Genomic DNA, 23,994 nt, shown 5'->3' on the forward strand with positions numbered 1-23,994 from the left:
CTAGCTAAGTTGAGGTCGATCTCAACTTGAGGAGGGCCTCAACATATGCGACGGACCATCGTGATCACCGGAGGCACCGGTGGCATCGGCATGGCCCTGGCCCGCCACCACGCGGGGCGGGGCGACCTGGTCGTCGCCGTGGGAAGCACCGAGGAGGGTGGCCGGCGCCTTCTGGAACGGGTTCCCGGGGCGCGCTTCGTCCGGGCCGACCTCGCCTCCGTCCGGCGGACCCGCGATCTGGCCCGGCGGCTCCGGGACGAGTTCCCGGTGGTCGACGCGCTGGTCCTGGGGGCCTTCAGGTACAACACGGTGAGGGCCGAGACCGAGGAGGGGTTCGAGCGCACCTTCGCGCTGTACGTGCTCAGCCGTCTGCTCCTGGCCGAGGGCCTGCGGGGGTCGCTGCAGGGGGCACCGGCACCGGTGATCGTCAACCTGTGCGGCGTCGGGGGTCCCCGCTCGGCGGGGATCCGCTGGGACGACCTCCAGCTGACCCGGGGCTACCGTCCCTTCACCGCGACGATGCAGGGCGCCAGGGCCGTCGAGCTGCTGGCCTCGCTCCACGACGGCGGGCGGACGCGGTACGTGCTCTACAACCCCGGGTTCGTGGCGACCGGGATGCACGAGTCCTTCGGGCAGCCGGTACGCGGCGTCGTCCGGGTGGTGTCGGCGCTGTTCGCCCAGCGGGTGGACGACGCCGTGCCGCCGATCACCGCCCTCCTCGACCGTCCCCCGGCCGCGCCGCTCACCGCGTACCGCAGGGGCAGGCCCTTCGAGCTCGCCGTGGACCGCGCCTCGGCGCTGAGGATGGAGGCGGCCGTCCGCGCGATGGTGGCGGCCGTCCCCGGCTGAGCGGGCGGATCCCGGTCCCGGCACCCGGTCCTGCCGGCGGGCCGGTCCTCCCCCGTCGCACGGCCCGTCACGCGGCCGTCGCACGGCCCGGCCTTCGCACGGCCCGGCCGTCGCACGGCCCGGCCGTCGCGCGGGCGGGCCGCGGTTCACTCGCCGGGGAAGCGGACCCCCACCTGCGCGCGGACCTCGTCCAGGATGCCCATCACGTCCAGGGTGGCCTGCCAGGGGACCAGCGGGCTCTCCAGCAGGCCCTCGCGCAGGCAGCGCATGGCCTCGGCCGCCTCGTGCAGCATGCCCTTGCCCTCGAAGGGGACGTGCACGGTCTCGGGCTCCTCGCCCGCGCGGTACAGGACGAACGTGTCGGGACGGAAGAACAGGTGCGGCAGCTCGATCCGGCCGAGCGGGCCGGAGACGGACGCGGTGACCGGGCTGTCGGTGGTGATCCCGCAGGAGAGCAGGGCGACCGCGCCGCTGTCGTAGCCGAGCAGCACCCCGGTGTTCTCGTCCACCCCCTCGGGGGTGAGCCGCGCCCAGGACCGCACCCCGGCCGGGACGCCGAGCATGAGGTGGGCGAACGAGACGGGGTAGACGCCCAGGTCGAGCAGGGCGCCGCCGCCCAGCCTCGGGTCACGGAGCCGGTGGCCGGGGTCGACCGACACGGAGATCGAGAAATCGGCGTGCACGGCGTTGACCGGCCCGATCGCGCCCTCCCCGATCAGCTCGACGATCCTGCGGATGGCCGGGATGCAGCGCATCCACATGGCCTCCATGAGGAACAGGCCGCGCTCCCTGGCCAGGTCGATCAGGCTCGCTGCCTCGGCCCGGTTGAGGGTGAACGTCTTCTCGCACAGGACGGCCTTGCCCCCCTCCAGGCAGGTCCGTACCGCGTCGTGGTGGGCGTTCTGGGTGTTGGCGACGTAGACGATGTCCACCTCGGGGTCGGCGGCGAGCTCGGCCCAGCTCCCGTGGGCGCGGGGGATGCCGTGCCGGTCCGCGAAGGCCCGCGCGGACTCCACCGACCTCGATCCGACCGCGGTCACCTCGGCGTCCGGCAGCAGCTTCAGATCCTCGGTGAAGGTCGCGGCGATACCGCCGGTCGCCAGAATGCCCCACTTGATCGGCTTAATCGCGCTCATAGCCCCATATCTCACCATGCGTCGTTGTATCAGCTCCCACCGCGGGTGCCCCCTGGGTCACGCCCGCGGGGTCCGCTCAGCCGCCCGTGTCGGCTTCCGCTCAGCCGCGCGTGTCGGCGAGCAGGGCGTTCAGCACCAGGTCGGGGTGGTCGCGCATCACGCCCCGCATCCGCCACTCGTCGGTGAACAGCGCCAGCAGGACCCCGTCCAGCGAGCGGGTGAAGACCTCCACCCCGCGCTGGCGGGCCAGGATCGGCGCCGACTCGGCGTCGGTGAGCCTGGCGATGCTGAAGTCGAGCCGGTCCATCAGGATCTCGGTGTTGAACTCGGCGGCCATCCGGTGCTTGACCACGTCGAACTGCATCGGGCCCACCGCGGCGAGCACCGGCGACTGGTCGCCCCGGACGTCGGAGCGGAGCACCTGCACCACGCCCTCGGCGTCGAGCTGCTCGATGCCCTTGCGGAACTGCTTGGACCGGCTGGAGTCGCGCACCCGGGCGGTGGAGAAGTGCTCGGGGGCGAAGCTGGGGATCCGCGGGAACTCCACGGGCGGGCCGTCGTAGAGCGTGTCACCCGGACGCAGCGCGCTGGCGTTCACCAGCCCGACCACGTCCCCGGGGTAGGCCTCGTCGATCGTGGCGCGCTCCTGGCCGAAGACCGACTGGGCGTACTTGGTGGCGAACGGGCGGGCGGTGGCCGCGTGGACGAGCACCATGCCGCGCTCGAACCTGCCCGAGCAGACCCGGACGAAGGCGATCCGGTCGCGGTGCGAGGGGTCCATGTTGGCCTGCACCTTGAAGACCAGCCCGGAGAACGGCTCCTCCAGCGGGCGCGGGTCCTCGTGCACGTCCGGGCGGGGCGTGGGCGCGGGGGCGATGTCGACCATGGCGTCCAGCAGGCGGCCGACGCCGAAGTTGGACAGCGCGGCACCGAACAGCACCGGGGTGGCCTCGTGCGCCTCGAAGGCCTTCTGGTCGTGGTCGGCGCCGATCGCGGAGAGCAGGTCGATCTCGTCCTTGGCCCGCTCCCAGTCCTCGCCCAGCTCGGCCAGGGCCCGCTCCGCGGTCAGGTCGGTCTCGATGGCCTTGGTGGCGCCACCGGGGGTCCGGGTGTAGCGGACGATCCGGTCGGCGGTCCGGTCGGCCACCCCGTGGAAGAACCCTCCGGTGCCGATCGGCCAGGTGATCGGCGTGGGCTTCAGACCGGTCCGCTCCTCGATCTCGTCCAGCAGCTCCAGGGCCTCGCGTCCGGGCCGGTCCCACTTGTTGACGAACGTGATCACCGGGATGCGGCGGTGCCGGCAGACCTCGAACAGCTTGAGCGTCTGCGGCTCCATGCCCTTGGCCGCGTCCAGCAGCATGACCGCGCAGTCGACGGCGGCCAGCACCCGGTAGGTGTCCTCGGAGAAGTCGGCGTGACCGGGGGTGTCGACCAGGTTGAACATGTGCCCGCGGTACTCGAAGCGGAGCGCGGCCGAGGTGATGGAGATGCCCCTGGCCTTCTCCATCTCCATCCAGTCGGAGGTCACCCCGCGCCGCCCGGACTTGCCGTGCACCGCGCCGGCCTGGCTGATCGCCGAGGCGTGCAGGGCCAGCGCCTCGGTCATGGTCGACTTGCCCGCGTCGGGGTGGCTGATCACCGCGAACGTGCGGCGCCGTGCCGCCTCCTGAATGATCGCGGCCATTCCTGGTCTCCTCGGTGCGTAAGGCGCGGAACTCCGGGCACGGTGCAACCGCACCGAAGGGGCCCAGGAGAGTGGTTCTGAAACAGCTTACGCGCCGCCACGGCCGTCAACAGATGTGGCAACACTTCCCCAGGCCGCTTGCGCCACCATGGTGTTCAGTGGATCGTGGAACATCTCGGTTCGCCCGTGCCCATCCCAACTGTCCGAAAGCGGCTTAGCTCGTGCAACTCGACGATCCAGTGGTGTGCATATGATCACGCTGCGCTATACGGCAGGCTCCGATGTGGGCCGGGTCCGGCAAGGCAACGAGGACGCCGCCTACGCCGGCGCGCGGCTTCTCGCCGTCGCCGACGGGATGGGCGGTCACGTGGGCGGCGAGGTCGCCAGCTCCGCGGCGATCGCCACCGTCGCGTCCCTGGACCAGGAGTGCCCCGGCGACCTCGCCGCCGCGGCCGAGGCCGGGGTCCGCAGGGCCAACCAGCGCCTGCGCGAGCTGGTCGAGGAGGACCCGACGCTCAGCGGCATGGGCACCACCCTGACCCTCATGCTCTGGAACGGGTCGCGCGTCGCCCTCGCCCACATCGGCGACTCCCGCGCCTACCTGTTGCGCAACGGCGACCTGTACCAGATCACCTATGACCACACCCTGGTCCAGACGCTGATGGACGACGGCAGGATCACCGCCGAGGAGGCCGCCCGCCACCCGCACCGGTCGATCCTGCTGCAGGTCCTCGACGGCGGCGAGAACCTCGAACTCGACCTCTCCCTGCGGGACGCCGAACTCGGGGACCGTTACCTGCTCTGCTCCGACGGGCTTTCCGGGGTGGTCGAGGCCGAGCGGCTGCGCCAGGTGCTCGCCGAGGTCGACGACCTGAAGGAGGTGACCCGGCAGCTGATCGAGCTCGCCCGCGAGGCGGGGGGACCCGACAACATCACCTGCGTGGTCGCCGACGTGGTCGAGGGGGAGCTCTCCGACGAGCCGGTGGTGGTCGGTTCCGCCGACCCCGCGTAGGACGGCACCCCGGACCGGGAACCGGTGATCCGCACGGAGAACGACGGGCCGCCCGGGCGCACGGCCGCCGGGTCCTGGCCGGGGACGGCTGCGGCGGTTATCGTCGGAGATCCGTACTCCTGCCGATCGCCGTTGCGGAGGGATGCTCCCGTGTACAAGGAATTCGCCATCGAGGCCGTGGTCTGGCTCATTCCCGTCGTGATCCTCGTCGGCCTCGCCTACATGATCACCCGTCCCGCCTGAGGCCGCGGGACCGGGACGCCCCGCCCGCTCCGCCGCGCGGGGCGGGCGGCGCCGGTCCGCACCGGCCACCGCCCGGTCGTGCGTCGCCGCCACCTCCTCGGGCCGCCGGTTCCGTACAAGACGGCCGCGGCGGTGTTTCCTAGCATGGGTGTGGGCACTTCGCCGCGTCGGCGTGCCCGCGCTCATCTGCTGGTCGATCCACCCGGCGGCCTCGTCGCCGGGCACTGAGGAGAACGTCACATGCGTGATCTGGTCTATACCGCGTTCGTTTCGCTCGACGGCGTCGTGGACTCCCCGGGCGGGCCGAGCGAGGGGCACCGCAGCGGTGGCTGGGTGGTCAACGACATCGAGTTCCTGCCCGAGGCGTTCTCGCTCAAGGGCGAGGAGCTCGAGGACACGACGGCGCTGATGTTCGGCCGCCGCAGCTACGAGGCGTTCGCACCGTTCTGGCGTGACTCGGAGGACCACGCCGCCTACAAGGAACTGCCCAAGTACGTGGTCTCGTCCACGCTGCCCGACGACGCCCTCGTCGAGGGCTGGGGGGCGACGACGATCCTGCGCTCGACCGAGGACGTCGCCGAGCTCAAGAAGAGCGAGGGTGGCGCGATCTTCATCCACGGGAGCGCGGAGCTCGCCCGGCGCCTGTCGGACGCGGGCCTGATCGACCGGTACAACCTGCTCGTCTTCCCGGTGCTGCTCGGAGCCGGCAAGAGCCTGTTCAGCAGGGCGGACCAGGACAAGAAGACACTGCGCCTGCGGACGTCGGAGTCCTACCCGAACGGCGTCGTCAAGATGATCTACGACGTCGTCGGCTGACCCAGGTCCAGGGCGATCGCGCCGCCGGTGCCCTCACGGAGTTGCAGTGCCGTACGCCCGACGTACCGGCGCAGCGCACGGGCCAGGTGCGGCTCGTCGAAGTAGCCGAGTTCGGAGACGACGTCGGCGACCGGGGTGCCGGCGGCCAGCAGCGCCGAGGCGCCGCGGACGCGTTCGATCTGCCGCACGGCGCCCTGGGTGAGGCCGGTCGCGGCGCGGAACCGGCGTTCGACGGTGCGTTCCGAGGCCACCGGACGGTGGCCTCGGCGGACCTCGGCGACCAGCGGGTCGCGGACCACGGTTCCGGCGCGCACCAGGCGGTCGACCAGGGCCTCGACGTCGTCGGGACCGGGCGTCCCCCAGCGGAGACCGTCCAGCCGGAAGGTCCGGTGCGTGACGTCGGGGAGCGCGACGCCACGGTCGACCAGGGCCGGTGTGGGCACGGTCCGGAGCGAGGTGCCCACCGCGAACTCGATGCCGACGAAGGTCGCGCCCTCCGGCACCTGCGCGGTGCCGGTCCCGGTCTCGGGACCGGAGACGTTCGCGTACGCCGTGCCGTCGAGTTCCCAGAACACCAGGCCCCAGCACACCGCCGCCACCGAGGTCATCTCCGCGACCCGGTCGCTCGTGCAGGTCCACACGGTGTCGACCCAGGGTGAGTCGGACGCGCGATTCTCGAACAGCAGTGCCATGGGAGAAGGATAGGCGCGGTTCGTCGCGCCGTCCGAGCCGGTCCACCATGCCTCAGGGCGGACGCCCGCGCCCCTGCGCGGGACGGAGGACGCCCGGATCGTTCTGCCGGGACCCCTGAGACCACCGGGCTCCCCGCGCCGATCACGTATACGAATATTTCCCGCTTCAGGGAACTTTTCCTTTTATTCAGTCTTTATCTCTACATAGTGATGAGCGCGCGCTCGGGGGAGCGCGATCCGGTACGCCAGCAGGGGGATCCGACACGCCGATGGGGCCGTTCTTCGACGCCGCGCTCTCTTTCCCGACCGTTCTTTTCACGTTCCTGCTCCTGGTGATCGTCCTTTACTGGGTGCTCGTCGTGGCCGGGGTGTTCGGGTTCGACGACGGCCCCCTCGACGGCCCTGACGGCCCTGACGGCCCTGGAGGTCCCGGCGCCGCGAACGCCACCGGCCTCCTGGGCGGCCTGGGACTCGGCGGGGTCCCGGCCGCGGTGGCCGTCTCGCTGCTGGTCGCCGTCGCCTGGTTCGCCTGCCTGGTGGGCGGCACCCTGGTCACCGGCACCCCCGCCCTGGTCGCGGTGCTCCTCGGGGCACTGCTCTGCGCCTGGGCGTGCACGCGCATCGTCGTCCTCTCGATGCGGCGTCTCGTCCCGAAGGAGCGCGTCCCCTCCCGCGCCGACTTCGTGGGCCGCACATGCGTCATCCGCACCAGGCGGGTCGGCCGCGACTTCGGTCAGGCCGAGGTCACCTCCGCGGACGGCTCCTCCGCTCTCGTACAGGTACGACAGACCGGCGACGAGGATTTCGCAGCCGGCAGCACCGCCCTGATATTCGCCTATGACCTTCCCGGCGAATTCTTCTGGGTGATGCCGTACGACGCGGAACTCGACCCCGATCGTCCGATTTAACCGAGGGACCACATGGACGTCATCTCCACCGGACTCGGCATCCTGCTCGCCGTCGTCCTCCTGCTCGTCATCGGCCTGCTCTTCCTGGTCAGCCGCCTGTTCAACAAGGTGGAACAGGGCAAGGCACTGATCGTCTCCAAGATCAACAAGGTGGACGTCACCTTCACCGGCGCCGTCGTGCTGCCCGTCTTCCACAAGGCGGAGCTGATGGACATCTCGGTGAAGACCATCGAGATCGCGCGGACCGGCCGGGAGGGCCTGATCTGCCGTGACAACATCCGCGCCGACATCCGCATCACCTTCTTCGTCCGCGTCAACAAGACCGTCGAGGACGTGGTGAAGGTCGCCCAGGCGATCGGGACCGCCCGCGCCAGCCACCAGGAGACGCTGCAGGAGCTGTTCAACGCCAAGTTCTCCGAGGCGCTCAAGACGGTCGGCAAGCAGCTCGACTTCGTCGACCTCTACACCCAGCGCGACCACTTCCGCGACCAGATCATCCAGGTCATCGGCACCGACCTCAACGGCTACAGCCTCGAGGACGCGGCCATCGACTACCTGGAGCAGACCTCGCTGCTCTCCATGGACAGGAACAACATCCTCGACGCGCAGGGCATCAGGAAGATCACCGAGCTGACCGCGATCGAGCACGTGCGCACCAACGAGTTCCAGCGCCGCGAGGAGAAGGAGATCACCCGCCAGAACGTGGACGCGCGGGAGGCCATCCTGGAGCTGGAGCGCCGCCAGGCCGACGCGGAGACCAAGCAGAAGCGCGAGGTCGCGACCATGCGCGCCCGCGAGGAGGCCGAGACCGCCAAGGTGCAGGCCGAGGAGCGGCTCAAGGCGCACGCCGCCGGGCTGCGTACCGACGAGCAGCTCGGCGTCCAGCAGGAGAACCAGGCCCGTGAGATCGCGGTCGCGGCGAAGAACCGCGAGCGGGTCCTCGCCATCGAGACCGAGCGCATCGAGAAGGACCGCCTGCTGGAGGTCATCGCCCGCGAGCGCGAGACCGAGCTGTCGCGCATCTCCAAGGACAAGGAGGTGGAGGGCGAGAAGCGCTCCATCGCCGAGGTCGTCCGCGAGCGGATCGTCGTCGAGAGGACGGTCGCGGAGCAGGAGGAGAGCATCAAGCGCCTGCGGGTGGTCGAGGAGGCCGAGCGGACCCGCCAGGCCGTGATCATCCAGGCCGAGGCCGAGGCGCAGGAGAACCTGGTCAAGGACATCAAGGCGGCCGAGGCCTCCGAGGCCGCGTCCAGGCACCGGGCCCGCGAGGCGCTGGTGCTGGCCGAGTCCCGGCAGCAGGCCGCCGAGCTCGACGCCCGCGCCAAGATCCGCCTGGCCGAGGGCGTGCAGGCCGAGGTCGCGGCGGCCGGTCTGGCCGAGGTGCAGGTGCGCGAGCGGGACGCCGCGGCGATCGAGAAGGTCGGCCGCGCCGAGGCCACCGTCGAACGGGAGCGGGCGCTGGCGGTCGCCGAGGGCGACCAGGCCAAGGCGCTCGCCGTGGCCACCTCGGTGCGCGAGAGGCTCAAGGCCGAGGCCGAGGGTGAGCAGGCCAAGGCACTGGCCGCGGCCACCGCGATCGGCGAGAGGCTCAAGGCCGAGGCCGAGGGCCTGACCGAGAAGGCCGCGGCGATGGCCGCGCTCGACGACGCGACCCGCGCCCACGAGGAGTACCGCCTGCGGCTGGAGGCGGAGAAGGAGATCCGGCTCGCCGGGGTGGAGGTGCAGCGCAGGATCGCCGAGGCGCAGGCCTCGGTCCTGTCGGCCGGCCTGTCCAAGGCCAACATCGACATCGTCGGCGGCGACAGCGTGTTCTTCGACCGGCTGATGGGCTCGATCACCATGGGCAAGGCGGTGGACGGCTTCATGGAGCACTCCGACGTCGCCAGGACGCTGGCCGGGCCGTACCTGGACGGTTCGGCGAGCCTTCCCGCCGACCTGGCCGGGATGCTGGGCTCGATCGACACCGCGGGCGTGCGCGACCTCTCCCTCTCGGCGCTGCTGATGAAGCTGGTCAAGGAGGGCGGGCCCGACGCCGACAGGCTGCGTGTCCTGCTGGCCGAGGCGCAGGCGTCCGGCGCCACCGAGATCCCGGCCGGCACGCTCGACTCCGCCCGGCGGTGACGTCCTCCACGGCCGAAGCCGTCATCGGGGCCCCCGGCGAGGGGGCGGGGCTGGACGCGGGCACCTACGAGGTGCTCCGCGCCCGGCTGGCCGAACAGGCCGCCGAGCTGGCCCGGCGGGCCGACGCGCTCAACGCCGAACGCCTGGCGGTGTTCGGCGGGACCGAGATGCGCCTGCTGGGCACCGAGCGGATCCGCACCGAGAACAACTGCGTGCCGCGCGACATCGTGTCGATCGGCGGGCTCATGCTCTTCGGCTACAACGTGTTCATCGGGTTGAAGCCGGAGACGACCGTCGAGGACGTCTTCTCCGTGCACCGGTTCGTACGGGACACCGGCCCCGCCGGTGCCCCCGGCGGCGCGGGGAACGGGGCCGCGGGCAACGAGGCCACCGGGAACGGGGCCGCAGGGAACGGGGCCGCGGACGGCGCGGGCGAGGCGGGCAGGCCGTTCCGCTTCGACCCCGCGCCGATGTTCCGCGACCCCCGCTTCGAGCACGACTTCGCCGAGCTCCACCGGTACTACCGGGAGACCCGGCTGCTCCGGCTGCGCCGCGTCGAGGGCAGGCTGCTGGCCGTCTTCCGGACCGGCCCGCAGGACACCCGCGTGCTGCGCTGGCAGGTCGAGACCGACGGCACGCTCACCTACATCGACGACCGCGGCGAGCGCGACCACACGTTCCCGCCCTCGCACGACTTCGAGTGGATCCCGGCCACCCGCGACGACCACGTCATGGGACGCCACCCGCACATCTCGATCGAGGGCGAGGTGTTCGTCGAGACGGTCGGCGGCGACCTCACCGTCAAGATCGAGAACAACACCGAGACCGGCGAGGGGATCTACCGGGAGCCCGTCGACGAGCCGCTGCAGAGCCTGGCCGACGCGGAGGTCCAGCACGCCAGGGTCGGCCCGCTGATCCTGCTGCGGGTGCGCCCGTACAAGGAGACCGAGTGGCGGCACCTGGTCTTCAACACCCGCACCAAGGGCGTGGTCCGCCTCGACGGCATCGGGCAGGCGTGCCTGCGCCTGCCCGAGGACCAGGGGATCATCTTCCCCGGCGGCTACCACCTGTCCACCGGGGCCGGCAAGACCTTCGACACCGACGTGTCCGGCCTGGAGTTCGAGCGGGTCGTCCGCTCCCCCAACGGCGAGGACGTGCTCTACGTCTTCCACGCCGGAGCACAGGGGCGGTCGCTGCTGCTGCCGTACAACGTGATCCGCAAGCAGGTGGCGACGCCGCTGTCCTGTCACGGGTACTCGCTGTTCGACGACGGCACGCTGGTGGTCCTCACGGCGGTCTCCGACGAGCCCACCCGCGTCCACCCCATGCAGGTCTGGCAGACGGCCTACCAGTCCGACCTGTACGCCGCCGGGCGGCCCGCGGGTACCGGGCCGCTGGAGCGGATCGGCAACGCCGAGCTGGTGCGGGGCATCTCCGACTGCCTGTCGGTGGCCCGCATGACCGAGGAGATGTCGCCGTCGGTGCCGGTCTTCGAGGCGCTGATCGCCGCCTGCGCCCGGGTCTTCGACCGCTACCACTGGGTGGGCGAGCACCGTCTGCACGGCCCGCTCGCCGACGTGCGGGCCACCGCCGAGCAGGTGCTGGACGAGTTCGAGGCGGTCCAGGAGCTCACCCGGCAGGCGGCCGAGGCGCTGGAGGCCGCAGGCGCCGACGTCACCGCGCTGGTACGGCGGGCACGCGTCGACGCGCCCCGGTCCGCCCAGGGATGGGTGGACCGGCTGTCGGAGCTGCGCCGCGCCCAGGGGCACCTGGTGACCCTGCGCGAGATGCGGTACGTCGACACCGGCGGGATCGACGCGCTGGGGGCGGAGCTGTCCGCCGAGCTGGACGCCACCGCGCGGAGCGCCGCGGGCTTCCTCGGCGAGCAGGACGCCTTCGCCGGCTACCACGCCGAGGTCGGGCGGCTGGTCGCGGACGCGGGCGCGATCGCCACCGTGGCCGAGGCCGGGCCGGTCGCCGAGCGGCTGGACCGGCAGGCGCGCGGCCTGGAGGTCCTGGTCGAGGTGGTCGGCACGCTCGACATCGCCGACGCCACCGTGCGCACCGCCATCCTGGAACGGGTCGGCGAGGTGCTCGGCGGCGTCAACCGCGCCCGCGCCACGCTCCAGGCCCGCCGTACGGAGCTGCTGGCCGGTGAGGGGCGGGCCGCGTTCGCCGCCGAGTACGCCCTGCTGGGGCAGGCGGTCACCGGTGCGCTGGCGATGTCCGACACCCCCGAGCGCTGCGACGAGCAACTGGGCCGGCTGATGCTCCAGCTGGAGAACCTGGAGTCGCGCTTCGCCGAGTTCGACGACTTCCTGGAGCGGCTGGCGGCCAGGCGGGAGGACGTCTACGAGGCGTTCTCCTCACGCCGCCAGGCGCTGCTCGACGAACGGGCCCGCCGGGCCGACCGGCTGGCCGACTCCGCGACCCGGATCCTGGCCGGGGTACGGCGCCGGGTGGCCGCCCTGGCGTCCCTGGACGAGGTCAACACCTACTTCGGGTCCGACCCGATGGTGCTCAAGCTCAGGGCCGTGGCCGGGGAGCTGCGCGCGCTGGGCGACCAGGTCCGCGCGGAGGAGCTGGAAGGACGGATCACGTCGGCCCGCCAGGAGGCGGGCCGGGCCCTGCGCGACCGGATGGACCTCTACGCCGACGGCGGCGAGACCATCCGGCTCGGCCGGCACCTGTTCGCGGTCAACACCCGGCCGGCCGACCTGACCCTGGTCCCCCACGAGGGCGGCCTGGCGTTCGCCGTCACCGGGACCGACTACCGCTCCCCGGTACGGGACGCGGCCTTCGCCGGGACCCGGCCGTTCTGGGAGCAGCCGGTCGTCTCGGAGTCGCCGGAGGTCTACCGGTGCGAGCACCTGGCCGCCTCGGTCCTGGCCGCGGCCGAGGACGGCGTCCTGCGCGCGGGCGGGACCCCGATCCCGGTGGAGGCGCTGGAGGAGGCGGCGGCGTCCGACGGCGGCGAGCTGCTGGAGATCGTCCGCCGGGTGGCGGAGAGCCGCTACGACGAGGGGTACGAGCGCGGCGTCCACGACCACGACGCCACCCTCGTCCTGCGGGCCCTGCTCCGGCTGCGCGCGGACGCGGGCCTGCTGCGCCACCCGCCGGCGGCCAGGGCCGCGGCCCAGCTGTTCTGGGCGTTCGGCGCCGACACCGGCGCCCGCGCGGCCTGGACGACCCGGGTGAGGTCGCTGGCCCGCGCACGGTCCCTGTTCGGCCGCGTGGAGGCGGTGCGGGAGACCCGGGAGGCCCTGGCCCGCGCGATCGGGTCCTTCCTGAAGACCGTGCGCGCCGGGGACGGCGGGCACACCGGGAACACCGGGGACGACACGGACCATACGGACCATACGGACCATGCGGACCATGCGGACCATACGGACGACACCGACGTCATGGGCGACGCCGGGGAGTACCTCTTCGAGGAGCTCGCGGGCGGGCCGGACGGGTTCGTGACGAGCGCCGGGGCCCGGTCGCTGCTGGAGCGGTTCGAACGGGCGCTGGGACCCGCCCGCGCGGAGTTCGAGGACGACCTGCGGGCGCTCGGCGACGACCTGGCCGGTCGCCTCCGCCTGGCCGAGGCGTGGCTGTCCGCCTTCGACGTCTCCGCCCGGGAGACCGTGACGGGCCCCGCGACGGACCCGGGCGCCGATCCGGGCGCGGATCCGGGCGCGGGCGTCGTGGCGGCGGGCTCCGGGACCGGCTCCGCCGAGGAGGCCGGGGCGGGACGGCCGGGCCGGGACGGGTCGCCGGAGCGGGCCGAGGCGGTGGCCGTGCTGCTGTGCGAGCTGCCGCGGTACGACTCGCGCTCGGCGACGGCCGTCACGGTCGAGGACCTGCTAGGCACCCATCCCCGGATCTCCGCGCGCCGGATGGAGCTACGCCTGGACGAGTTCCTGATCAGGACCCGACGCTTCCGCGAGCACCGGGTACCGGCGTACCGCGCCTACCAGCGGCGGCGCAACGAGCTGGTCGCGGCCGAGCGCGAGCGGCTGCGGCTGGAGGAGTTCCGGCCGAAGGTGATGAGCACCTTCGTCCGCAACCGGCTGCTCGACGAGGTCTACCTGCCGCTGATCGGCGACAACCTGGCCAAGCAGCTCGGCGCGGCCGGTGACGCCGAGCGGACCGACCAGATGGGCATGCTGCTGCTCGTCTCCCCGCCCGGCTACGGCAAGACCACGCTGATGGAGTACGTGGCCGACCGGCTCGGGATGATCTTCGTGAAGGTCGACGGGCCGGCCCTGGGTCACCTGGTCACCTCGCTGGACCCGGCGCGGGCGCCCGACGCCACGGCCCGGCAGGAGGTCGAGAAGATCTCCTTCGCGCTGGAGATGGGCAACAACGTCCTGCTGTACCTGGACGACGTCCAGCACACCTCCCCCGAGCTGCTGCAGAGGTTCATCTCGCTCTGCGACGGCCAGCGCCGGATGGAGGGCGTCCGGGAGGGCCGTGCCCGCACCTACGACCTGCGGGGCAAGCGTTTCGCGGTCTGCATGGCGGGCAACCCGTACACCGAGTCGGGCGGGCGGTTCCGCATCCCGGACATGCTGGCCAACCGCGCCGACGTGTGGAACCTGGGCGACGTGCTCTCCGGCCGGGAGGAGCTGTTCGCGCTGAGCTACATCGACAACGCGCTGACCTCCAACCCGGTGCTGGCCCCGCTCTCCACCCGGGACCGGGACGACGTCCGCCTGCTGGTGCGGCTGGCGCGGGGCGAGGAGGGGGTCCGCGCCGACCGGCTCTCCCATCCGTACTCCCCGACGGAGCTGGAGCAGATCCTGGCGGTGCTGCGCAAGCTGCTGCGGATCCAGCGGACGGTGCTGGCGTGCAACCGGGAGTACATCGCCTCGGCCGCGCGGTCGGACGCCTCGCGGACCGAGCCGCCGTTCCGGCTCCAGGGCTCGTACCGGAACATGAACCGGCTCGCGGCGCGGGTCGTGCCGGTGATGAACGACGCCGAGCTGGAGGCGGTGATCGACGACCACTACGCCGGCGAGGCGCAGACGCTCACCTCGGGGGCGGAGTCCAACCTGCTCAAGCTGGCCGAGCTGCGCGGCACCATGACGCCGGAGCAGGCCGCCCGGTGGGCGGAGGTGAAGGCGGCCCACGTGCGCTCGCAGGCCCTCGGCGGCGCCGGGGACGACCCGGTGACCCGCGCGGTGGGCGCGGTCGGCCTGCTGGCCGACCGGGTGAGCACCGCCATCGAGCACGCCGCCGACCGGCTGTCCGCCGAGCCGTGACCCCGGTGGGCGGGCGGCGTCCGGCCGCCCGCCCACCCGTCCGTCCGCGGGTGCGCGGAAAGGGCCTCCGGGAGAACGCGCCGGTGAAAGGCGTCCTACGAAAAACCCGTGTTGCCCCGTCCGGCCGTCAGGCACTACATTGAATTCATGACTGCCGGGTCGGCCTTGTGCCAAGAGCGAGTGAGTAGCCCGGCCACGGCGTGATCGCCGGGCGGGCCAGGGGCCCGCCTTTTCTTTTCCCGCGCATTCCGCGCGACGTTCTCATGAGTACGACGGTGCAGGTCACCGTCGCTTCAGCGTGCCTTTGACGAACCGGTCCCGCGGGCGGGTCATCCGCCCCCGCCGGATATCCGGCATGCCCTTTCCCATTGTCACCCGCATCGCGGACGGCATCACCCGACGGTGATTTCGCATTTCCCGCCGTGCGGTCATCCGCCATGCCCGTGAACGGTTCGCGGGCCATCGACACAGGAGTGCGTACAGAGAATGCCCAATGATTTCAACCGGCAGGTCATCGAGGAGTTCCGGGCCAACGCGGGCCGGGTCGGCGGTTTCTTCGAGGGGGCCCGGCTGCTGCTGCTGACCACGGTCGGCGCGCGGTCCGGCACCCCGCACACGACCCCGCTCGGCTACCTTCCCGACGGCGGTGGCCGGGTCCTGGTGATCGCGTCGGCCGCGGGCGCGCCGAGACACCCGGCGTGGTTCCACAACCTGGTGGCCGACCCCCGGGTCACGATCGAGACCGGCGCCTTCACCTACGAGGCGCGGGCCGTCGTGCTGAAGGGCGCCGAACGCGACCGGGTCTTCGCCCGCGCGGCCGAGGCCGACCCCGGGTGGGCGGAGTACCAGGCCAAGACCGACCGCGTCATCCCGGTGGTCGCCCTCGAACAGGCCGGGGACGGGCCTCCGGCGCCGAACGTCACGTCCTGGGGCGCGCACCTGAAGCTGGTCCACGACGCGTTCCGGCGGGAGCTGTCCCTGATCCGCGAGGAGGTCTCGCGGTCGGGTCCGGGCCTGGGCGCCCAGCTCCGGGTGAACTGCCTGACGCTCTGCCAGGGGCTGCACAACCACCACACCGGCGAGGACATGATGATGTTCCCGATGCTGGGGCGCGACCGTCCCGACCTGGAGCCGGTCCTGGAGCGGCTCCGCGAGGAGCACGACAGGATCGCGGTCCTTCTCGGCGACCTGCGCGAGGTCGTCTCCGCCGACCGCACCGACCCGCTGCCGGTGCTCACCGAGGTCGAGCGGCTCACCGGCGAGCTGGAGGCCCACCTGACCTACGAGGAGGAGCAGCTGATCCCGATCCTGGACGCGCCGGCCTCCTGATCGGCGCGGCCTCGCCCCGGGGCACCAGGTCTTCCGGGGCGCGGGTCTCACGGGGCACGGGGCTTCCGGAGCACAGGTTCTCCCGGGACACGGTTGTCGCAGGGCACTGGTCTTTCAAGACACGACGCCCCTCCGGTACGGCGGCCCGGGTCACGGGCCGCCGTACCCGGGGAGGTTCAGCGCCGGACGCTCTTGCGCCACCACCAGAACATCGCCAGGGCGGTGCCGAGCACGCAGTAGGCACCGGCCAGCTGGAAGACGAACGCCACGCCGCCCGCGGCGATCAGCACCCCCGCGATCGAGGTACCGATGCCCGAGGAGATCGAGTCCGAGGCGCTGGCCACGCCGAAGGAGCGGCCGAGTGCCGCCGGCGGCGCCAGCTTGGTGATCAGCGCGTAGGTGAGGGGGACCGAGACGGCCATCAGCACGCCCTCGACCACCGAGATCACGATGGCCATCCAGATGCTGGTCGTCAGCGCGTACGCGAAGGCCAGCACGCCCAGCAGGCCGGTGACGACGCCCACCACCAGCCGGCGCGGGGTGTCGGGCAGCACCTTGGAGGCGTGCGGCGACAGCAGCACCACCGGCAGCATCGTCGCGGTGAACGACCAGGGGATGATCGGGTCGGCCGCGCCCGGCTCGCGCAGGTAGGGACCCCACAGCACGGCGTAGACGCCGTACATGGTGGCGGTGGCCGAGACCAGGGCGACCACCGGGCCGATGGAGCGCAGCACGTCCAGCAGCGAGGGGTTCTCCGCCGTCGCCTGCCCGGCCGGGGCGGTCCCGTCCGCCTTCGCGGTGCCCCCGGTGCCCCCGGTGCCCCCGGTGGGTCCGGCGTCCCCGGTGGACCCGGCGTCCTCGGTGCTCTCGGTGGTCCCGGTGCTCTCTGTGCTCTCTGTGCTCTCGGTGCTCTCGGTGCTCTCGGTGCTCTCGGTGCTCTCGGTGGCCTTGGCGCCGTCCTTGCGCAGCTCGACGGGCAGGGCCGGCCTGCGGCTCAGCAGGCTGACGACCCCGGCGCTGCCCAGGGCCACCACCGCGAACCAGGGGGCGCCGGCGGTGCCGTCGATCACGACCAGGCCGACCAGGATCGGCCCGACCAGCGCCCCGGCCGTCCCCACGCTGTTGAACCGGCCGAAGGTCCGCTCGTGCTCGTCCGCGGGGGTGCCCAGGCCGATCGTGGTGCGCAACGCGTTCCCGGCCGCCGCCATGCCGCCCGTGGTGAACAGGTAGGCGGCGGCCATCGCCGGGATGAAGGAGATCATGATGAAGGCCAGCGCGCCGAGGAACGCCACCGCGCAGCCGCCGACCAGGGCCCGCCAGGCCCCGAAGCGGTCCACCAGCCGTCCGGTGATCAGGTTGGACGCGGCGGCGCCGAACGCCGAGCAGACCATGACGGTGCCGAGCATCGCCAGCTCGACCCCGCGGTCCAGCAGGTAGGGGACGATGATGGCGATGGTCCCCATCTGCGAGGCACGCAGCAGGAAGGCGACCGTGAAGGCACCGCGCAGCGAGACCGCGTACGCCGTCACCGGCGCGGGAGGCGGGGCGAGCCGCGCCTCGACCCGGCTCATCCCCTCTCACCCCGGTCGACGACGCCGACCGGGCTGCTCTGCGGGCCGACGGCGCAGATGTACCAGCGCATCCGGTCCAGGACACGGGGCGCCCACATCTGCCGGGCGTGCTCCAGGTCGGCTTCGGACAGGCCGCGGTGGGTGACCACGACCATGGTCGCCCTGGGGGTCGGCCAGAGCCTGATCTCGGCGACGCTGCTGCGGGTGGGCCAGCCCTCGCACTCCATGGTGACCGCGACCCGCTCGCCCAGGACCAGCTCCGCGGTGGTCGCCGCCAGCCCGAATTCCGCGATGCTCCAGCGCACCCCCTCGGAGGTCTCGCCGGCGGGCTCACCGGTCCAGGCGGCCAGGGAGGTGGGGTCGGTGAGGGCCCGGTAGATCTGGCTGGCCGTGCCGCGCTGGATGATGTCGGTGACGAGCAGCGAGTGGGTGCCGTCCTCGTGCGCGTAACTCGGGTCCTGCTTGCTGCCCGGCCGGAAACTCAGGGACGTCAAGGAAGGTTCCTCTCGGGGGGAGGGTGCCGTGACGTCACGCCGCCGCGGGCACCGGGGTGGGACGGGGCGGAACCGGCGGGGCCGCGCCCGCCGCTTGAGATCTCCGTACCGGAGCCCGGGACGGGCCCGCGACCGTCGCCGGTCGCGGGCCCGCCTGGGCTGGCCGAGTCCTCAGCCGCGCAGCTGGCGGAACTCGTGCCCATGGCCGAGAACGCGGCGCGCATCGCGGTGATCAGCGTCAACGTGCACGACATGGACCAGGCGGTGGCCTTCTACACCGACGCCCTGGGGTTCGCCGTCCGCTCCGACGCCGGGGCGCCCTACTTCGTGGAGCTGGTCAACGACGGCCCCCGGATGCTGCTGCAGCTCGCCGAGCGCCCCGCCAAGGCCGACTACCCGTCCGGCGCGTGCATCATGATCAACCTGGCCGTCGCCGACGTCGCGGCCGAGTTCGCCCGGCTCCGCGAGTCCGGCGCCGAGCTGCTCCACGAGTCCCTGCAGGACAGTCCCGTCGGCCCCTACTTCGGTGTCGCCGACCCGAGCGGCAACGTCATCGAGCTGATCCGGTTCAGCGAGTGACCAGCGTCACCGCGAGCCGTGCCGGCGCGCCCCCGCGCACCGGCACGGGCCTGGGCGCGGCCCCCGGGCGCGTCCTCACGGTGACCCGCACGGTGATCGGCGTGGCCGCCCGCGTCGCCGGCCTGTGAGCCGTCGCGACGCTGACCGGGCGGCGTCGCGCCCTGCCGGCCGCGACCGCCCGCGCGGTCGCCACCCGGCTGCCCGAGGCGGCGCGCCGGGTCTTCACCGAGTTCTTCTTCCGGATGGGCACCGGCAACGGGCGGCGCTGCGCCGAGATCGTGCTCTCCACCGCCCGGTACCCGGCAGGCATGGACGCCGCCGCGTTCACCGCCGAGATGGTCGCCCTGGTGGACTCGGTCACCGGGGCCCGTGCCGCCGACTTCGACCTGCTGCGTTTCGCCGCGGGCCTGTTCGAGCTGCAGCGCCGGCACGGGCTGCACGCCGACCCGCTGTTCATCTTCCCGCTGCTCGGCATCCTCGTCTTCGAGGGCGCCATCAACGACCACCACCCGGAGCTCGACTTCCAGGAGCTCGCGATGCCCTATCTGATCCAGGCGCTGTTCACCCGGCGCTGAGCGTTCATCGCTATACCTAATGCGAGTAAAGTCACCTCATGAAGGAAGGGCGCAGACACTACGGGCAGTACTGCGGCCTGGCCGCGGCCCTTGACGTGATCGGTGAGCGGTGGACCCTGCTCATCGTCCGGGAGCTGCTGGTCGCGCCCCGCCGCTACAACGAGCTGCTGGCCAACCTGCCCGGCATCGGCACGAACCTGCTGGCCGTGCGGCTGAGGCTGCTGGGCGAGGCCGGGGTGGTGGAGCAGCTCACCTCCGACCCGGACGGCCGAGCCCGCCGCTACCGGCTGACCGAGACCGGCCAGTCGCTCCGTCCCGTGGTGCTGGGCCTGGCCCGGTGGGGCATGCCGCTGCTGGCCGAGCCGGACCCGCACGACGAGGTGCGCCCGGAGTGGTCGCTGGTCGCGGTGGAGGCCATGATGCGCACGCCTCCCGCGGACGGCCCCGACGAGTGCTACCAGTTCCAGATCGCGGGCAAGGACGGGCGCGAGGAGGTCTTCCACCTGGAGGTCAAGGAGGGAACGGCCCGGATCGTCCCCGGCCGCGCCGTCTCCCCCGACCTGCTCGCCGTCACCGACGCGGTCACCTTCGTGGAGATCGGGGCGGGCCGGCTCGATCCGCTGGAGGCCGTCGTGCTGGGCAGGCTCCGCCTCGACGGGGACTCCGGCGCTGTGCTGCGCTGCTGCCGCCTGCTGGGCCTGATCCCCCCGACGGCCTGACCCCCGGTCTCCCCGGCCCCCGCGCGGCCGGGTGGCCCTCGCACGGCGGACCGGACCGGCCCGGCGTCCCCCACCGGCAGGGCGGACCACCCGGCACGGCCCGCGGGGCGCGTCCAATACGGTGGGCGGATGTCGGTCGATGACCGGTGGCCCGCGGGGGGCCGCCGGGCCGTGCGAGAGCAGGGAACGCAGTGAAGCTTCTTCATTCCGGGAAGGTCCGCGACGTCTACGAGGACCGCGGGGACATCGTCCTCGTGGCGTCCGACCGGGTGTCGGTGTACGACGTGATCCTGCCCACCCCCATCCCGGACAAGGGGAAGATCCTCACCCGGCTGTCGCTGTGGTGGTTCGAGCGGCTCGCCGACATCGTGCCCAACCACGTGATCTCGGCGACCGACGTACCGGCGGAGTTCGAGGGGCGCGCGGTGCGGTGCCGGAGGCTGGAGATGGCGCGGGTCGAGTGCGTCGCGCGCGGCTACCTGACCGGTGGCGGCCTGAAGGAGTACCTGGCGAGCGGGACGGTCTCCGGCGTGCCGCTCCCGTCCGGCCTGGTGGACGGCTCCAGGCTGCCCGAGCCGATCTTCACCCCCAGCACCAAGGCACCGCTGGGAGAGCACGACGAGCCCATCTCCTACGAGGACGTCGTCGCCCTGGAGGGCGCGGAGGCCGCCGGGGAGTTCCGGCGGATCACGCTGGAGATCTACCGGCGCGGGTCGGAGCTGGCCGCAGGGCGGGGTGTGATCATCGCCGACACCAAGATCGAGCTGGGCCGGGCCGCCGACGGCACGCTGACGCTCGGCGACGAGGTGCTGACCTCCGACTCCTCCCGCTTCTGGCCCGCCGACCGGTGGGAGCCCGGCCGCCCGCAGTTCTCCTTCGACAAGCAGTACGTGCGCGACTGGGCCACCGGCACCGGCTGGGACCGCAGGGAGCCCGCGCCCGAGGTGCCCGCGGAGGTCGTGGAGGTCACCCGGGCGCGCTACGTGGAGGCGTACGAGCGCATCACCGGCGAGACCTGGTGAGCACCGCGAGCGCGTGAGCCCACCGGCACCCACCGGTGCCCGCCGGCACCTACCGCGCCCGCCGGCACCCGGACGCGTCGGATCCGGACCGGTCCGGACGGATCCCGGTCAGGGTGCGGGCCGGGATCCGGCGAGGCTCATCCGGTGAGGTTCACCCGGCGGGGCTCACCGGGCGAGTCTCCTCTCGGCCGCGGCGCCCACGATGGCCGGGACGGCCGGGGTGGAACCGGTGGGCGCCGCGAAGTCGGCCACGATGCAGGTGATGTTGTCGGGGCCGCCGCCGCGGTTGGCCAGGTCGATCAGCCGGCCGACGGCCTCGTCCGGGTCGGAGATCTCGGTCAGCGTGTTGAACAGCGTCTCCGGGCCGACCACGGCGGTCAGGCCGTCGGAGCAGAGCAGGTAGCGGTCCTCGGGGTAGGCCTCGCGCAGCGACAGGTCCAGCTCGCCGTCGCCGGTGCCCTCCAGCACCCGCAGCACCATCGACCGGCGCGGGTGCTCGGCCGCCTGCTCGGGGGTGATGCGCCCCTCGTCCACCAGCGACTGGACCAGGGTGTGGTCGTGGGTGATCTGGTAGAGGGCACCGTCGCGCAGCATGTAGGCCCGCGAGTCCCCGACGTGCGCGAGGGCGAAGGTGGCACCGTCCCAGAGCATGGCGGTCAGGGTGGTGCCCATGCCGCGCAGCGTGGGGTCCTGCTCGCTCATCTCGCGCAGCGTGTGGTTCACGTCCCTGGCGACGCCCTTGAGCGTGGCCAGCAGGTCGACGCCCTCCCCCGGCAGGCTCTCGTCCAGCGCGGCCATGGCGGTGACCGCTAGGGAGCTGGCGACCTCTCCACCCGCGTGGCCGCCCATGCCGTCGGCTATGGCGAGCAGGCGCACGCTCGCGTAGCCCGAGTCCTCGTTCGCCTCGCGACGGACACCCACGTCCGAGCGGGCCGCGTAGCGCAGTGCCAGTGGTTGGTTCAGTGCCATGAGGGCAGTAAATCATTGGTTGAAGCACTTCACAAGCAAAGTCCTTGTAGACCGTCGCGGCACAGTGAACTACTGTGACCCTCCATGGAGGAGAGCCAGGAGATCACCGTGAACGCGGGCGACATCGCCCGCCTCGCCGGGGTCGGGAGGGCAGCGGTGAGCAACTGGCGCCGCCGTCACGAGGACTTCCCCCGGCCGGTGAGCGGCACCGCCTCCAGCCCGCTCTTCTCACTGCCCGAGGTCACCGGGTGGCTGCGCGCGAACGGCAAGTCGTTCGAGATCTCGCTCGGCGACCTGGTCTGGCAGCGGATGCGCACCTCGGTGGACGACCTCAAGCTGGGCGAGCTGGTGGCCAGGGTCGGCGCCTTCCTGCTGTTCCTGAGCCGCGAGCCCGCCGACTGGCGTGATCATGGGGTGAAGTCTCTCACCCGGGCGGCCGAGGTCACGACGGACCTTCCGGGCCCGTCCGATCTCCGCCTGGAGGACCTGGCCCTCGTCCGGCTGGTCGCCGAGCTCGCCTCCGAACGCGGCCCGCTGGAGGCGTTCGAGTTCCTGTGCGAGCGCTACGTCGAGGCCCACTCCCGCCAGCTCTCGGTCACCCGGGACGACGTGGCCGCGCTGATGGTCCGGCTGGCGGCCGGGAGCGGGGGCGTCGTCCTCGACCCGGCGTGCGGCGTCGGGACCCTGCTGCTGGGCGCGAACGCGGTGGCGCGCCGCAGGACCGTCCTGGCCGGGCAGGAGATCGGCGAGACGAGCGCGCTGATCGCGGCGGTGCGGCTGCTGCTGCGCGGGGCCCCGGCGCGGGTCGTCGCCGGCGACTCCCTGCGCGAGGACGGCCTGGCCGGCGAGGCCGCCGACGCCGTGGTCTGCGACCCCCCGTTCAACGAGCGGGTCTGGGGGCACGACGAGCTGGCCGGCGACCCGCGCTGGGAGTACGGCCTGCCGCCGCGCGGGGAGTCCGAGCTCGCCTGGGTGCAGCACTGCCTGGCCCACGTGCGGCCGGGCGGCCTGGTGGCGATCCTGATGCCCGCCGCGGCGGCCGGCCGCCGTCCGGGCAAGCGGATCCGCGGCAACCTGCTCCGGTCCGGGGCGCTGCGCGCCGTGGTGACGCTCGCGCCCGGCGGCCCCGACCTGTGGATGCTCCGCCGCCCGGACGGGGGACGGCCGCCGTCCCGGCTGCTGGTGGTGGACGCCGCCGACGACCTGTCGGTGGTGGAGCCGGCCTGGCGGGCGTACCTGGAGAACCCCGACGCCGAACCGCGCGGCCACGGCCGCACGGTGCGGATCATCGACCTGCTCGACGACGAGGTGGACCTGACCCCGGCCAGGCACCGCCCGCAGCAGGTCGGCCCGGACTTCCTGCGCGACTTCACCGACGCGCTGGACAGGTTCAGGGCCACCTCGGCCACGCTGCCGGACGCCACCCCGGGCCTGGAGCCGCTCGCCGAGCGCCAGGACCTGCCGACCACCACCGTCGGCGAGCTGGCCAAGGCGGGCCTGATCACGATCCTGCAGGCGCCGCCCCGGATGTCGGCCGACGAGGGCCCGCTGCCGGTGCTGACCGCCGACGACACCGCGGCCGGCGCCTCGCCCTCCGGCCGCACCGTCCTCGACCCGGCGCTGGTCATGATCAGGCCCGGGGACGTGGTGACCAGCGTGCTGGGCGCGGTCAGGGTGATCACGCAGAGCGGCGCGGCGCTCGGGCCGCAGCTCACGCTCTACCGGGTCGACCCGCAGCGGCTCGACTCGGCGTTCCTCGCCGGTTTCCTGCGCTCGGCCGACGGCACCAGGGTCCATGCCGGCTCCAGCCGCCTGGACGTGCGGCGGACGCGGGTGCCCATGCTGCCCCTGGCCGACCAGCGGCTGTACGGCACGGCCTTCCGCGAGCTGTTCGAGCTGGAAGATCGACTCCGGGCGACGAGGACGCTGGGGGAGACACTGATCCGGCTAGGCTTTGACGGACTGGTCGACGGTCATCTCCGGCCGTGCGACCACGGGGCGTGACGCCCGGCACGTCGATGGGAGG

General features: G+C 72.7%; 19 protein-coding genes. 13 read left to right on the plus strand and 6 right to left on the minus strand.

From position 1 onward, the window contains the following. The first annotated feature begins 45 nt into the window (after positions 1-45). Positions 46-849, plus strand: a complete 804-nt coding sequence (locus tag ACIBCT_RS12125; protein WP_399187593.1) for an SDR family NAD(P)-dependent oxidoreductase — start codon at positions 46-48, stop codon at positions 847-849. Between the two features lie 146 nt (positions 850-995). Here the strand turns inward: ACIBCT_RS12125 and ACIBCT_RS12130 are convergent, their stop codons facing one another. Together ACIBCT_RS12130 and ACIBCT_RS12135 are read right to left on the minus strand one after the other, a co-directional pair. After that, positions 996-1,985: a Gfo/Idh/MocA family protein gene (locus ACIBCT_RS12130; protein ID WP_399187595.1), complete on the minus strand. Its 990-nt coding sequence runs from the start codon at positions 1,983-1,985 to the stop codon at positions 996-998. A 100-nt stretch (positions 1,986-2,085) separates the two neighbouring features. Then, positions 2,086-3,669, minus strand: a complete 1,584-nt coding sequence (locus ACIBCT_RS12135; protein WP_399187597.1) for a peptide chain release factor 3 — start codon at positions 3,667-3,669, stop codon at positions 2,086-2,088. A 250-nt stretch (positions 3,670-3,919) separates the two neighbouring features. Here ACIBCT_RS12135 and ACIBCT_RS12140 point away from each other — a divergent pair, with 250 nt between their 5' ends. Continuing rightward, the gene (locus tag ACIBCT_RS12140) at positions 3,920-4,681 is read left to right on the plus strand and encodes a PP2C family protein-serine/threonine phosphatase (protein ID WP_399187599.1); all 762 of its coding nucleotides are present in this window, start codon (positions 3,920-3,922) and stop codon (positions 4,679-4,681) included. Positions 4,682-5,164: 483 nt separating this feature from the next. Beyond that, the gene (locus ACIBCT_RS12145) at positions 5,165-5,740 is read left to right on the plus strand and encodes a dihydrofolate reductase family protein (protein ID WP_399187601.1); all 576 of its coding nucleotides are present in this window, start codon (positions 5,165-5,167) and stop codon (positions 5,738-5,740) included. Here ACIBCT_RS12145 and ACIBCT_RS12150 read toward each other — a convergent pair. Beyond that, the gene (locus ACIBCT_RS12150) at positions 5,722-6,432 is read right to left on the minus strand and encodes a helix-turn-helix domain-containing protein (RefSeq protein ID WP_399187603.1); all 711 of its coding nucleotides are present in this window, start codon (positions 6,430-6,432) and stop codon (positions 5,722-5,724) included. The two genes, ACIBCT_RS12145 and ACIBCT_RS12150, sit on opposite strands and share 19 nt — an antisense overlap. Positions 6,433-6,701: 269 nt before the next feature. On the opposite strand from ACIBCT_RS12150, the gene ACIBCT_RS12155 reads away from it, so the two are divergent. The 4 genes from ACIBCT_RS12155 (at position 6,702) to ACIBCT_RS12170 (ending at position 16,039) form a co-directional block, all read left to right on the plus strand. Further along, positions 6,702-7,340 carry a hypothetical protein gene (locus ACIBCT_RS12155; RefSeq protein WP_399187605.1) on the plus strand — a complete coding sequence of 213 codons (639 nt, stop codon included), beginning with the start codon at positions 6,702-6,704 and terminating at the stop codon, positions 7,338-7,340. Positions 7,341-7,352: 12 nt separating this feature from the next. Beyond that, positions 7,353-9,461 carry a flotillin family protein gene (locus tag ACIBCT_RS12160; RefSeq protein ID WP_399187607.1) on the plus strand — a complete coding sequence of 703 codons (2,109 nt, stop codon included), beginning with the start codon at positions 7,353-7,355 and terminating at the stop codon, positions 9,459-9,461. After that, positions 9,458-14,710, plus strand: a complete 5,253-nt coding sequence (locus ACIBCT_RS12165) for a DNA repair ATPase (RefSeq protein ID WP_399187609.1) — start codon at positions 9,458-9,460, stop codon at positions 14,708-14,710. Before ACIBCT_RS12160 ends, ACIBCT_RS12165 begins: the two co-directional genes overlap by 4 nt. A gap of 486 nt (positions 14,711-15,196) precedes the next feature. Further along, entirely contained in the window at positions 15,197-16,039 is an 843-nt protein-coding gene (locus ACIBCT_RS12170; protein ID WP_399187611.1) for a nitroreductase/quinone reductase family protein, read from the plus strand. Positions 16,040-16,215: 176 nt separating this feature from the next. Here the strand turns inward: ACIBCT_RS12170 and ACIBCT_RS12175 are convergent, their stop codons facing one another. Together ACIBCT_RS12175 and ACIBCT_RS12180 are read right to left on the minus strand one after the other, a co-directional pair. After that, a complete protein-coding gene (locus ACIBCT_RS12175) occupies positions 16,216-17,610 on the minus strand; it encodes an MFS transporter (protein ID WP_399187613.1) in 1,395 nt (464 codons plus the stop codon). Next, positions 17,607-18,104: an SRPBCC domain-containing protein gene (locus ACIBCT_RS12180; protein WP_399187615.1), complete on the minus strand. Its 498-nt coding sequence runs from the start codon at positions 18,102-18,104 to the stop codon at positions 17,607-17,609. Before ACIBCT_RS12180 ends, ACIBCT_RS12175 begins: the two co-directional genes overlap by 4 nt. A gap of 201 nt (positions 18,105-18,305) precedes the next feature. On the opposite strand from ACIBCT_RS12180, the gene ACIBCT_RS12185 reads away from it, so the two are divergent. The 5 genes from ACIBCT_RS12185 to ACIBCT_RS12205 all read left to right on the plus strand — a co-directional run bounded on the left by ACIBCT_RS12185 (position 18,306) and on the right by ACIBCT_RS12205 (position 20,999). Next, the gene (locus tag ACIBCT_RS12185) at positions 18,306-18,683 is read left to right on the plus strand and encodes a VOC family protein (RefSeq protein ID WP_399187617.1); all 378 of its coding nucleotides are present in this window, start codon (positions 18,306-18,308) and stop codon (positions 18,681-18,683) included. Next, positions 18,680-18,811 (plus strand): hypothetical protein, encoded by a 132-nt coding sequence (locus ACIBCT_RS12190; RefSeq protein WP_399187619.1) that lies wholly within the window; start codon positions 18,680-18,682, stop codon positions 18,809-18,811. Before ACIBCT_RS12185 ends, ACIBCT_RS12190 begins: the two co-directional genes overlap by 4 nt. Before the next feature lie 114 nt (positions 18,812-18,925). Continuing rightward, the gene (locus tag ACIBCT_RS12195) at positions 18,926-19,258 is read left to right on the plus strand and encodes a hypothetical protein (protein WP_399187621.1); all 333 of its coding nucleotides are present in this window, start codon (positions 18,926-18,928) and stop codon (positions 19,256-19,258) included. Between the two features lie 38 nt (positions 19,259-19,296). Further along, positions 19,297-19,977 (plus strand): winged helix-turn-helix transcriptional regulator, encoded by a 681-nt coding sequence (locus ACIBCT_RS12200; RefSeq protein WP_399187623.1) that lies wholly within the window; start codon positions 19,297-19,299, stop codon positions 19,975-19,977. A 191-nt stretch (positions 19,978-20,168) separates the two neighbouring features. Beyond that, entirely contained in the window at positions 20,169-20,999 is an 831-nt protein-coding gene (locus ACIBCT_RS12205) for a phosphoribosylaminoimidazolesuccinocarboxamide synthase (protein WP_399187625.1), read from the plus strand. A 165-nt stretch (positions 21,000-21,164) separates the two neighbouring features. Here ACIBCT_RS12205 and ACIBCT_RS12210 read toward each other — a convergent pair whose 3' ends face one another. After that, a complete protein-coding gene (locus ACIBCT_RS12210) occupies positions 21,165-21,968 on the minus strand; it encodes a PP2C family protein-serine/threonine phosphatase (RefSeq protein ID WP_399187627.1) in 804 nt (267 codons plus the stop codon). An 84-nt stretch (positions 21,969-22,052) separates the two neighbouring features. Between ACIBCT_RS12210 and ACIBCT_RS12215 the strand changes: the two genes are divergently transcribed. Further along, positions 22,053-23,972 carry an N-6 DNA methylase gene (locus ACIBCT_RS12215; RefSeq protein WP_399187629.1) on the plus strand — a complete coding sequence of 640 codons (1,920 nt, stop codon included), beginning with the start codon at positions 22,053-22,055 and terminating at the stop codon, positions 23,970-23,972. Positions 23,973-23,994: the final 22 nt, after the last annotated feature.

Source organism: Streptosporangium sp. NPDC050855 (assembly GCF_044456585.1).
GTDB lineage: Bacteria > Actinomycetota > Actinomycetes > Streptosporangiales > Streptosporangiaceae > Streptosporangium > Streptosporangium longisporum.

Excerpts from the sequence above, each read along its gene's own strand:
- ACIBCT_RS12125 (WP_399187593.1), top strand. The coding sequence starts at position 46 with ATGCGACGGACCATCGTGATCACCGGAGGCACCGGTGGCATCGGCATG.
- ACIBCT_RS12130 (WP_399187595.1), bottom strand. The coding sequence starts at position 1,985 with ATGAGCGCGATTAAGCCGATCAAGTGGGGCATTCTGGCGACCGGCGGT.
- ACIBCT_RS12135 (WP_399187597.1), bottom strand. The coding sequence starts at position 3,669 with ATGGCCGCGATCATTCAGGAGGCGGCACGGCGCCGCACGTTCGCGGTG.
- ACIBCT_RS12140 (WP_399187599.1), top strand. The coding sequence starts at position 3,920 with ATGATCACGCTGCGCTATACGGCAGGCTCCGATGTGGGCCGGGTCCGG.
- ACIBCT_RS12145 (WP_399187601.1), top strand. The coding sequence starts at position 5,165 with ATGCGTGATCTGGTCTATACCGCGTTCGTTTCGCTCGACGGCGTCGTG.
- ACIBCT_RS12150 (WP_399187603.1), bottom strand. The coding sequence starts at position 6,432 with ATGGCACTGCTGTTCGAGAATCGCGCGTCCGACTCACCCTGGGTCGAC.
- ACIBCT_RS12155 (WP_399187605.1), top strand. The coding sequence starts at position 6,702 with ATGGGGCCGTTCTTCGACGCCGCGCTCTCTTTCCCGACCGTTCTTTTC.
- ACIBCT_RS12160 (WP_399187607.1), top strand. The coding sequence starts at position 7,353 with ATGGACGTCATCTCCACCGGACTCGGCATCCTGCTCGCCGTCGTCCTC.
- ACIBCT_RS12170 (WP_399187611.1), top strand. The coding sequence starts at position 15,197 with ATGCCCAATGATTTCAACCGGCAGGTCATCGAGGAGTTCCGGGCCAAC.
- ACIBCT_RS12175 (WP_399187613.1), bottom strand. The coding sequence starts at position 17,610 with ATGAGCCGGGTCGAGGCGCGGCTCGCCCCGCCTCCCGCGCCGGTGACG.
- ACIBCT_RS12185 (WP_399187617.1), top strand. The coding sequence starts at position 18,306 with ATGGCCGAGAACGCGGCGCGCATCGCGGTGATCAGCGTCAACGTGCAC.
- ACIBCT_RS12195 (WP_399187621.1), top strand. The coding sequence starts at position 18,926 with ATGGGCACCGGCAACGGGCGGCGCTGCGCCGAGATCGTGCTCTCCACC.
- ACIBCT_RS12200 (WP_399187623.1), top strand. The coding sequence starts at position 19,297 with ATGAAGGAAGGGCGCAGACACTACGGGCAGTACTGCGGCCTGGCCGCG.
- ACIBCT_RS12210 (WP_399187627.1), bottom strand. The coding sequence starts at position 21,968 with ATGGCACTGAACCAACCACTGGCACTGCGCTACGCGGCCCGCTCGGAC.
- ACIBCT_RS12215 (WP_399187629.1), top strand. The coding sequence starts at position 22,053 with ATGGAGGAGAGCCAGGAGATCACCGTGAACGCGGGCGACATCGCCCGC.